General features: G+C 70.0%; 7 protein-coding genes. 4 read left to right on the forward strand and 3 right to left on the reverse strand.

Annotated elements, in window-relative coordinates; genetic code table 11:
- Positions 1-42 precede the first annotated feature (42 nt).
- Entirely contained in the window at positions 43-1,062 is a 1,020-nt protein-coding gene (locus tag JHN63_RS43570) for a carbohydrate kinase family protein (RefSeq protein ID WP_200690672.1), read from the reverse strand.
- A 127-nt stretch (positions 1,063-1,189) separates the two neighbouring features.
- Between JHN63_RS43570 and JHN63_RS43575 the strand changes: the two genes are divergently transcribed.
- The 4 genes from JHN63_RS43575 (at position 1,190) to JHN63_RS43590 (ending at position 7,827) form a co-directional block, all read left to right on the forward strand.
- Positions 1,190-1,954 carry a DeoR/GlpR family DNA-binding transcription regulator gene (locus JHN63_RS43575; protein WP_200690678.1) on the forward strand — a complete coding sequence of 255 codons (765 nt, stop codon included), beginning with the start codon at positions 1,190-1,192 and terminating at the stop codon, positions 1,952-1,954.
- Complete coding sequence (locus JHN63_RS43580; RefSeq protein ID WP_200690673.1) at positions 1,951-3,288, forward strand: 6-phospho-beta-glucosidase; 1,338 nt, start codon at positions 1,951-1,953, stop codon at positions 3,286-3,288. The genes JHN63_RS43575 and JHN63_RS43580 overlap by 4 nt, the downstream gene beginning before the upstream one ends.
- Before the next feature lie 143 nt (positions 3,289-3,431).
- Positions 3,432-6,488 (forward strand): glycoside hydrolase family 38 C-terminal domain-containing protein, encoded by a 3,057-nt coding sequence (locus JHN63_RS43585; protein WP_200690674.1) that lies wholly within the window; start codon positions 3,432-3,434, stop codon positions 6,486-6,488.
- 88 nt (positions 6,489-6,576) lie between these two features.
- Entirely contained in the window at positions 6,577-7,827 is a 1,251-nt protein-coding gene (locus tag JHN63_RS43590; RefSeq protein WP_200690675.1) for an alpha-L-fucosidase, read from the forward strand.
- Positions 7,828-7,925: 98 nt separating this feature from the next.
- On the opposite strand, the gene JHN63_RS43595 is transcribed toward JHN63_RS43590, so the two are convergent.
- Together JHN63_RS43595 and JHN63_RS43600 are read right to left on the reverse strand one after the other, a co-directional pair.
- A complete protein-coding gene (locus tag JHN63_RS43595; RefSeq protein WP_200690676.1) occupies positions 7,926-9,611 on the reverse strand; it encodes a carbohydrate binding domain-containing protein in 1,686 nt (561 codons plus the stop codon).
- A gap of 149 nt (positions 9,612-9,760) precedes the next feature.
- Positions 9,761-10,431: ATP-grasp domain-containing protein (locus JHN63_RS43600; RefSeq protein WP_200690677.1), on the reverse strand; the 671-nt coding region annotated here is incomplete at its 5' end.

Here is a 10,431-nt window from a genome sequence, read left to right on the forward strand (position 1 = left end):
GTGCTGTGGGGCTCTGGGGTCGAGCGGTGGATCGGGTGCGGGTCAGTGCTGCCGGGCGGGCGGGGTGACGGGCGCGTGACGCACCGGGGGGCCCACGTCCGCCGGCAGGCGGTCGGCGAGGAAGCCGTAGGCCTGCTTCAGGTCGCGATCGGTCAGGGAGCGCCACCAGCGGTCGACGCCGTACCAGCCGGGGGCCGCGAGGGCGCCGCCGTGGTGCTGTACGGACAGCCCGGCCGCCAGGACCGCGAACCGTAGCCGCTCAGTCAGTGGCCAGCCGCCGAGTGAGGCCGTGACGAAGCTCGCCCCGAAGACGTCCCCGGCGCCGGTCGCGTCCAGCACGTCCACGGCGAGGGCCGGGACCTCCGCGTACTCCCCGGTGGTCTGGTCGACGGCGATCGCGCCGTCCCCGCCCCGGGTGACGACCGCCACCGGCACCAGCTCGGCGAGCGTGCCGAGGGCCGCCACCGCGCTGTCGGTGCGGGTGTAGGCCATCGCCTCGGTCTCGTTCGGGAGGAAGGCGTGGCACAGGGCGAGCTGGTCGAGGAGGTCGCGGGACCACTCCTGGGTGGGGTCCCAGCCGACGTCCGCGTAGACGTGGGTTCCGTTCGCGGCGGCCTTGGCGATCCACTCGCGCGGCTCGGCCTCGATGTGCACCAGCGCTGTGCGCGCCTCGGGCGGGTCGCCCATCAGCGCGTCCTGCGAGAACGGGGGCTCCTGGCCGTGGGTGACGAGGGCCCGGTCGTGGCCGGTCGCGAGCGAGACGGTGACGGGGGTGGGCCAGCCGTCCGCGGTGCGGGAGAGCGAGAGGTCGATGTTCTCCTGGTCGCACAGGACGTCCCGGCAGTACTCGCCGTAGAAGTCGTCACCGAAGACCGTGGCCAGCGAGGTGCGCAGGCCGAAGCGGGCCGTGGCCACCGCGAGGTTCGCGATGCCGCCGGGGCCGCAGCCCATGCCGGCCGTCCAGATCTCCTCGCCCGGCGTCGGCGGCTTTCCCAGCCCCGTGAGGACGAGGTCGTAGAAGAGCAGCCCGGTCAGCAGCACATCGGGCCTGTCGTCGTCCACAAGCGCCGCCTCTCGTCAAAACTCGTCATTTTCGATGCCGGAATCGTGCGCTGCTCGAAGAGATTGGTCAATACCCGAGCAGAACTGAGCATGGAAATGATTGAAGATGACGAGTAGTGTGCACCGCGTGCTGGCAGAACGACGACACCAACTCATCCTGCGGGCCCTTCGCTCCGGTGGCCCCGCCTCTGTGACCGACCTCTCCGAGCAACTGGGCGTGAGTCCGGCCACCATCCGGCGCGACCTGGTCAGACTGGAGGAGGACGGGCTGCTCACCCGGGTCCACGGCGGTGCCGTGGCCGACGAGGGCGATCAGCCCTTCGCCGAGGTCGCCGAGGTCCGGGTGGCCGAGAAGGACGCGATAGCCGCGCGCGCCGCCGCCATGGTGGCGGACGGCGAGTCCGTCCTCCTGGACATCGGCACCACCGCCTACCGGCTCGCCCGGCAACTGCACGGCCGCCGACTCACCGTGATCACCAGCAACCTCGTGGTCTACGAGGAACTGGCCGACGACGAGGGCATCGAACTGGTGCTGCTCGGCGGCATGGTCCGGCGCGAGTACCGCTCCCTGGTGGGCTTCCTCACCGAGGACAACCTGCGCCAACTGCACGCCGACTGGCTCTTCCTCGGCACCAGCGGCGTGCGGCCCGGCGGGCAGGTGATGGACACGACGGTCGTCGAGGTGTCGGTCAAACGGGCCATGATCAAGGCCGGCGAAAAGGTCGTCCTGCTCGCCGACGCGCAGAAGTTCCCGGGTACGGGGATGGCGAAGGTGTGCGGTCCCGAGGACCTGGACGCGGTGGTGACGAACGCCCCGGTCGATCCGGTGACCCGTTCCTCCCTGGAGGAAGCGGGCGTCGAGGTCGTCGTGGCAGGAAAGGTGAAAGCGTGAAGCTGACGATTCTGGGCGGCGGCGGGTTCCGGGTGCCGCTCGTGTACGGGGCGCTCCTGACGGACCGCGGCGAGGGCCGGGTCACCGAGGTGGTCCTGCACGACCTCGACGACAGTCGACTGTATGCGGTCGCCCGGGTACTGGCCGAACAGGCCGCCACCGTCCCCGACGCCCCCACCGTCACCGCCACCACCGACCTCGACGAGGCCCTGCGCGGAGCCGACTTCATCTTCTCCGCGATCCGCGTCGGCGGCCTGGAGGGCCGCGCCAACGACGAGCGGGTGGCCCTCGCCCAGGGCGTCCTCGGCCAGGAGACGGTCGGTGCCGGCGGTATTGCCTATGGTCTACGAACCGTCCCCGTCGCCGTCGACATCGCGCAGCGTGTGGCCCGCCTCGCCCCCGACGCCTGGGTCATCAACTTCACCAACCCCGCGGGCCTGGTCACCGAGGCCATGTCCCGCCACCTCGGCGACCGCGTCATCGGCATCTGCGACTCCCCGGTCGGCCTCGGCCGCCGTATCGCCAAGGTGCTCGGCGCCAACCCGCGCGAGGCCTTCATCGACTACGTCGGCCTCAACCACCTCGGCTGGGTACGCGGCCTGCGCGTGGCCGGCCGCGACGAACTTCCGCGCCTGCTCGCCGACCCCGACCTCCTCGGCTCCTTCGAGGAGGGCAAGCTTTTCGGCACCGACTGGCTCCAGTCGCTCGGCGCCATCCCGAACGAGTACCTGCACTACTACTACTTCAACCGCGAGACCGTCCGCGCCTACACCGAGGTCGAGCGGACGCGCGGCGCGTTCCTGCGCGACCAACAGGCCCAGTTCTACGACGAGATGAAGCGCCCCGACGCCGCCGCGCTGACCGCCTGGGACCGCACCCGCGCCGAGCGCGAGGCGACCTACATGGCGGAGAACCGCGAGACCGCCGGCGCCGGCGAACGCGACGAGGACGACCTCTCCGGCGGGTACGAGAAGGTCGCCCTCGCCCTGATGCGGGCCATCGCCCGCGACGAACGCACCACCCTGATCCTCAACGTCCGCAACCAGGGCGCCCTGTCCGTCCTCGACGCGGACGCCGTCATCGAGGTGCCGTGCCTGGTCGACGCCAACGGCGCCCACCCGGTCGCGGTCGCCCCGCTGCCCGACCACGCCACCGGCCTGGTCTGCGCGGTCAAGGGCGTCGAGCGCGAGGTCCTCGCGGCGGCCGAGAACGGCTCCCGTACGACGGCGGTCAAGGCCTTCGCGCTGCACCCGCTGGTCGACTCCGTGAACGTCGCACGCCGCCTGGTGGAGGGCTACACCGAGGTCCACCCGGGTCTGGCGTACCTTAAGTAGGCACCGTCCCGGTAAGCGCTTTCCCCGGGTGTTCGGCAGCGAGTGCTCGACAGTGAGTTCTCACCGGCTCCCCACGCTCACAACCTCACAACAGCTCCCCACGTTCTCAGCAGCTCAGCTCCCTGGTTCCCTGGAGACCTCCCATGCACGACGAACGCAACCGGATCGAGGAGCGCGTCCAGCGCGCCCATGACCAGCGGATCAAGCCCGCGATCTACGCGGCCACCGCGCCCTTCGCGGTCGAGGCCTGGCAGGCCCCCGGTGAGCCGGTCTCCTTCGACGAGGCCGCGGCGGCGCCGTACGCGCCGTTCGCGATGGACACGCCGTGGGGTCCGCCCTGGGGCACCACCTGGTTCCGGATGCGCGGGCAGGTGCCCGCGGAGTGGGCGGGGAAGCGCGTCGAGGCCGTCATCGACCTCGGCTTCACGGGCGACTGGCCGGGCAACCAGGCCGAGGCCCTGGTGCACCTTGTCGACGGCACACCGCTGAAGGCGGTCAACCCGCTCAACCAGTACGTGGCGATCGCCAACCCGGCGGAGGGCGGCGAGGTGATCGACTACCTGGTCGAGGCGGCCTCCAACCCCGACATCCTCGCCAACAACTTCGCGGAGCCGACCCCGCTCGGCGATGTACTGACGGCAGGCGACCGTCCACTGTATACATTCCGCCGTGCCGACCTCGCCGTCCTCGACGAGGAGGTCTTCCACCTCGACCTCGACGTCCAGGTGCTGCGCGAACTGATGCTGGAACTGGGCGAGCACGACCCGCGCCGGCACGAGATCATGCACGCCCTCGACCGGGCCATGGACCTGCTCGACCTGGACGACGTCTCCGGTACGGCCGCCGACGTACGCGCCGCGCTCAAGCCGGTGCTGTCCAAGCCCGCCAACGCCAGCGCGCACATCGTCTCCGGTGTCGGGCACGCGCACATCGACTCGGCGTGGCTGTGGCCGATCCGCGAGACCAAGCGCAAGACCTCCCGCACCTTCTCGAACGTGACGTCGCTCGCCGACGAGTACGAGGACTTCATCTTCGCCTGCTCGCAGGCCCAGCAGTACGAGTGGGTGCGCGACAACTACCCGCAGGTGTGGGCCCGTATCCAGGAGTCCGTCAAGCGTGGCCAGTGGGCGCCGGTGGGCGGCATGTGGGTCGAGTCCGACGGCAACCTGCCCGGCGGCGAGGCCATCGCCCGCCAACTCGTCCACGGCAAGCGGTTCTTCATCGAGCACTTCGGCGTCGAGACCAAGGGCGTCTGGCTGCCCGACTCCTTCGGCTACAACGCGGCCTACCCGCAGCTCGCCAAGCTCGCCGGCAACGAGTGGTTCCTCACCCAGAAGATCTCCTGGAACCAGACCAACAAGTTCCCCCACCACACCTTCTGGTGGGAGGGCATCGACGGCACCCGCATCTTCACCCACTTCCCGCCGGTCGACACCTACAACGCCCGCTTCAGCGGCGAGGAGATGTCCCGCGCGGTCCGCAACTACCAGGAGAAGGGCAGCGCGACGCGCTCGCTGGCCCCCTTCGGCTGGGGTGACGGCGGTGGCGGCCCGACCCGCGAGATCATGGAACGGGCGCGCAGGCTCGCCGACTTGGAGGGTTCGCCCAAGGTCGTCGTCGAGCACCCCGACGAGTTCTTCGCCAAGGCCCGCGCCGAGTACCCCGACGCCCCGGTCTGGGTCGGCGAGCTCTACCTCGAACTCCACCGCGCCACCTACACCTCCCAGGCCCGCACCAAGCAGGGAAACCGCCGCAGCGAACACAAGCTCCGTGAGGCCGAGTTGTGGGCGACCACCGCCGCCCTGCACGCACCGGGCTACGCGTACCCGTACGAGAAGCTCGACCGGCTGTGGAAGACGGTCCTGCTGCACCAGTTCCACGACATCCTGCCGGGCTCCTCGATCGCCTGGGTGCACCGCGAGGCAGAGGCCGAATACGCGCGCGTGGCAACGGAGTTGGAGGACCTGACGGCGGCGGCCGTGGCCGCGCTGGGCGGCGGCGGGACCCGGGTCTTCAACACCAGCCCCTACGACCGCGCCGAGGTCATCCGCACCGCGACCGGTGTGCCGATGTACGCGACGGTCCCCGCGAACGGCAGCGCCCCGCTGGCCGCCGAGTACGTCCCGCAGGCGGTGACCGTCACCGACCGCGTCCTCGACAACGGCATCGTCCGCGTCGAACTCGCCGACGACGGCACCCTCGCCTCGGTGCGCGACCTGCGCCACGGCGGCCGTGAAGTCCTCGCCGACCAGGGCAACCTGCTGCGCCTGCACGCCGACCTCCCGAACTACTGGGACGCCTGGGACGTCGACAAGCACTACAAGAACCGCTTCACCGACCTCCTGACCGCCGATTCCATCACGGTCGTCGAGCAGGACCCGCTGCTCGGCGCGATCCGCGTGGAGCGGTCCTTCGGCAAGGGCTCGAGGATCGTGCAGACGATCACCGTTCGCGCGGGTAGCGCTCGCATCGACTTCGAGACCGACATCGACTGGCACGAGGCCGAGAAGTTCCTCAAGGCGGGCTTCCCGGTGGACATCCGGGCGGCGCACTCCTCCGCCGAGATCCAGTTCGGCCACATCCAGCGGCCCACGCACACCAACACCAGCTGGGAGGCGGCCCGTTTCGAGGTCTCCGGCCACCGCTGGGTGCACCTCGCCGAGCCCGGCTACGGTGTCGCCGTCATCAACGACTCGACGTACGGCCACGACGTCTCCCGCACGGTCCGCGAGGACGGCGGTACGACGACCACGGTCCGCCTGAGCCTGGTGCGCGCCCCGCGCATCCCGGACCCGGGCGCCGACCAGGGCAAGCACCGCTTCGTCTACTCGCTGCTGCCCGGCGCGAGCATCGACGACGCGGTCGCCGAGGGCTACGCCCTCAACCTCCCGCTGCGGGTGGCCGATTCGGGCGGCGCCCCGGAGCCGGTCGTCTCCGTCGACGGCGACGGCGTCACCGTCGAGGCGGTCAAGCTCGCCGACGACGAGTCCGGCGATGTCGTGGTCCGGCTCTACGAGTCGAACGGCGGCCGCGCCGAGGGCGTCCTGCGCACGGGCTTCCCGCTCGCGGGCGCCGGAATCACCGATCTGCTGGAGCGTCCGCTGGAGGACGTCTCCGTCGACGGCGACTCGGTCGCCGTGAAGCTGCGGCCCTTCCAGATCCTGACGCTCCGTCTGAAGCGGGCGGGCGCGGGCCAGTAGAACCCCAGGGGGCGGGGCTGGTTGTCGCACACCGGTCCCGCTCCCTGGCCATCCCCCAACTGGCCTTGTACGTAAGGAGAGTTCAGTCGTGCCCATGCAACCGTGGTTCACCGACGCCAAGTTGGGGATCTTCGTCCACTGGGGGATCTACGCCGTCGACGGCGTCCAGGAGTCCTGGTCGTTCTACGACGACATCGTGCCGCACGACCGGTACATGTCCCAGCTCGACCGGTTCACCGGCGCGCAGTACGACCCGCGCGCCTGGGCCGACCTGTTCGCCCGGGCCGGCGCCCGATATGCCGTCCTCACCAGCCGCCACCACGACGGAGTGGCGCTGTGGGACACCGAGTTCGGCGATCTCAACCTCGGCAGGGACTACCTCACCGGTTACGCGGACGCCCTTCGCGAGCAGGGTCTGAAGGTCGGCCTCTACTACTCGCACTCCGACTGGAACCACCCCGACTACGCCACCACCCGCAAGCCGGGCCGCCCGCCGGAGCAGGAGGACAACCGGTACTCCGAGGTCGCGGCCGAGTTCGAGGACCTGGACGCCTGGGAGCGTTTCATCGCCTACCGCGACGGCCAGATAGGGGAGTTGGCCTCGCGCTACCGGCCCGACCTGATGTGGTTCGACGGCGAGTGGGACCGCAGCGAGGAGCAGTGGCGCATCAAGGAACTCGCTGCGCTCATCCGCTCGTACTCACCGCACGTCGTGTTCAACGCCCGCATGCTCAGCGAGGGGGACTACGCGACACCGGAGCAGGGTGCCCCGGTCGAACCCCCGGACGGGCCTTGGGAGTTGTGCCTCACCATCAACGACTCGTGGGGCTACCAGCACCACGATGACAACCACAAGTCGCTGAGTCAGTTGGTCCGTTACTTCACGGAGACGATCGGCGGAGGCGGCAACCTCCTCCTGGACGTGGGTCCGATGGAGGACGGGACGATCCCACAGCCGCAGGTCGAACGCCTCGAAGGACTGGGGGAGTGGATCCGCAAACACTCCGACGCCGTGTACGGCACGGTGCGCGGACTCCCGGCCGGGCACCACTACGGCCCGAGCACCCTCTCCGCCGACCGCCGCACCCTCTATCTCACCCTCTACGACATCCCGCGCGCCGATATCGGCGTCCGCGGACTGGTCACCCCGGTCCGCAGGGTCACCGTGCTGGGTTCCGGCACCGAACTCGCCCACCGGGTCATCGGCGGACTCCACGAAGCCGTGGGGCAGTTGTGGATCGAACCGCCGTCCCTGGCCGATCTCGATCCGCTCGCCACGGTCCTCGCCGTGGAACTGGACGGGGAGTTGGAGCTGTACCGGGGCTCGGGGCGTTTCTGACGGCGGAGGCGGCTTCTGAACTGCGCCCGCAGAAGCCGCCTCCGACACACCGAGGCGACCGGCCCACACGGGGGACCGGCCGCCAGGGGTGGGGGTCGTCAGCCGGTGAAACCGGCCGTGATGGACGTGAACTGCCAGGTGTTCTGGCTGATGCCGGAGCAGTTGCTCACCACTCCGCCGCCGGCGCACCCGCGGTCACGGTTGACCGACCAGAACGCGAGCCGCGCGATGTGATGAGAGTTCGACCAGTCACGGATCTGCGTCCAGATGGCGGGAGTCGTGGTCTCCGACTGGTCGGAGAGACCGTTCATGCCCGAGATGCCGATGTGCGAGTAGGCCGTCGCGTCGTCCCAGCCGAACGTGGACTTCAGCTTGGTCTTCAGGCCCTCGGCCGCGGCGACCGTGTTGCCGTACATGTCGGAGCCGCCGCCGAAGTCGAACGGCATGATGGTGAAGACGTCGATGCCGGCGTTGAGCGACTGCGCCTGCTCGATGAGCCGGTTTCCGTAGTACGTCGGGCCGGTCGTCGAGGTGCCGAAGGTGACGATCGTCTTCAGGCCCGGGTTGTTGGCCTTGACGGTCTTCAGCGCGGTCAGGATCTTCGCCTGGACGGCCTCGTTCTCGAACTCGTCCGTGTTCTCGATGTCCATGTCGATCGCCTTGAGGCCGTAGGCGCTGATCACCTTCTGCAGGGCCCCGGCGAGTGCGCTCGCGGAGGAGCAGTTGGCGCCGAGCTTGCTGCCCTGCCAGCCGCCGAAGGACGGCACGATGTCACCGCCGGCCGCGCGGATCTGGTTGATGGCGGTCTGGTCGACGCCACCGGTCAGCGCCCGGCTGCCGTCCCAACTCGGCGTGCAGCCACCGGAGTCGAGCACGAACGCCATCGTGAACCACTTGATGCCGGTCGCGCTCATCACCGTGCTCGGACTCGGCGGATCGCCCCAGCCCTCGTAGAGATACGGCGCGGCCTGGGTGAACCCGGTGCCGCCACCGGTGCCGGCACTCGTCGTGACGCTCACCGCGTTGGAGGCCGCCGAGGTGTTCCCGGCCGCGTCACGCGCCTTCACGGTGAACGTGTAGGCGGTACTGGCCGCGAGCCCGCTGACCGTGCCGCTCGTACCGGAGACGCTGAGGACCTGGTTCGCACCGCTGTAGACGTCGTACGACGTGACGCCCACGTTGTCCGTCGCGGCGCCCCACGACAGCGAGACGCTCGACGACGTCTTGCCCGTGGAGGTCAGGCCGGTCGGCGCGGTCGGGGCCTGGGTGTCGCCACCGCCACCACCGCCGGGACCGTCGAGGCTGATGTCGTCCGCGTAGTAGGTGCCCTGCGCGTACCAGCCGTGGACGTAGATGGTGGCGCTGGTCTGCGAGGCGCCGGTGGTGAACGATGTCGTCAACTGGGCGTACGCCGACGGGGACGAAGTCCACGTCGAGGAACCGCCGTTGACACCGAGGTAGACATAACTGCCGCGCACCCAGCCGCTGAGCGAGTAGGCCGTGTTCGGTTGCACGGCCACCGTCTGGGTGCACTGCGCGGTGTCGCTCGAACTCACCGCGCCCGCAAGGGCTTTGGTGCCTCCGTGCACGGGCGAGGAGACGACCGAGCCGAGGTTCCCGGTGCAGGACCAGGGGGAGAGACTGCCCGACTCGAAGCCGGGGTTGGTCAGGACGTTGGCCGCCTCCGCGGTGCCGGGCAGCGCGATGGCCCCGGCCATGGCCAGGGCCGCCGTACCGAGCAGGGCGAGGAGTCGACGTCTGGAACGTCTGAGTGTGTCGCGCACGCGATCTCCCTGAAGGAATGGGGGTGTTCGGGAGTGCAGGAGAGTGCGCAACCAAGTTGGTATGGACCAATCACGGTGTCAAGACGCGGCGCCATGATTGGTCCAGACCGGTATGAAATTGTGGTCGGACGTGAGGGGACCCGAGGAGCCTAGGCGCGGGCCGCCGCCCGGCTGCCGGTCGCGGAGGCCTCCGGTGCCGTGTCCACCGGGTCCACTGTGTCCACCGCGTCCTGCACGGGTGCGGACGGCGTCGGGAGCAGGGGCTCCGACTCCTCCGCGCGCTGGTGCGGGAGCGACACGGGACGCAGCTGACGCGGGCCCGACACCACCGCGTAGTCCGCGCCCAGGAACGGCGGCTCGATCGTGCCCGGGTCCTCGCCGAGCGCCAACTGCACTGCCGCCCACGGGGCGTTGACCCCGCACAGCGACAGCTGGTGCAGGCCGCCCGCGGGGCGGGTGTTGACGTCCATCAGCACGGGCGTCTCGCCGAACATGCGGAACTGGATGTTGGACAGGTAGTGCAGCCCGAAGCCCTCGGCGATCCGGCGGGCCGGCTCCAGCCACTGCTCGTGCAGGGTGAAACCGCGGCGGCGGCCGTTCTTCGTGCGGCCCACGGCGAGCCGGACCACGTTGTCGGGACCGGTCAGGCAGTCCACCGACACCTCCGGCTCCTCCAGGCGCGGCATGACCAGCCAGTCGACCTGCTCGTCGGCCTGCTCCAGCGCCTCGACGACCGTGTCGAGCGGGACGTAGGGGCTCGGGAAGCCGTTGAGGTGCATGAGCGAGAAGGGGGCGCGCGTGATCACGCGGAAGCCCACCC

The sequence above is a fragment of the Streptomyces sp. MBT65 genome, from assembly GCF_016612545.1.
Taxonomy (GTDB): Bacteria; Actinomycetota; Actinomycetes; order Streptomycetales; family Streptomycetaceae; genus Streptomyces.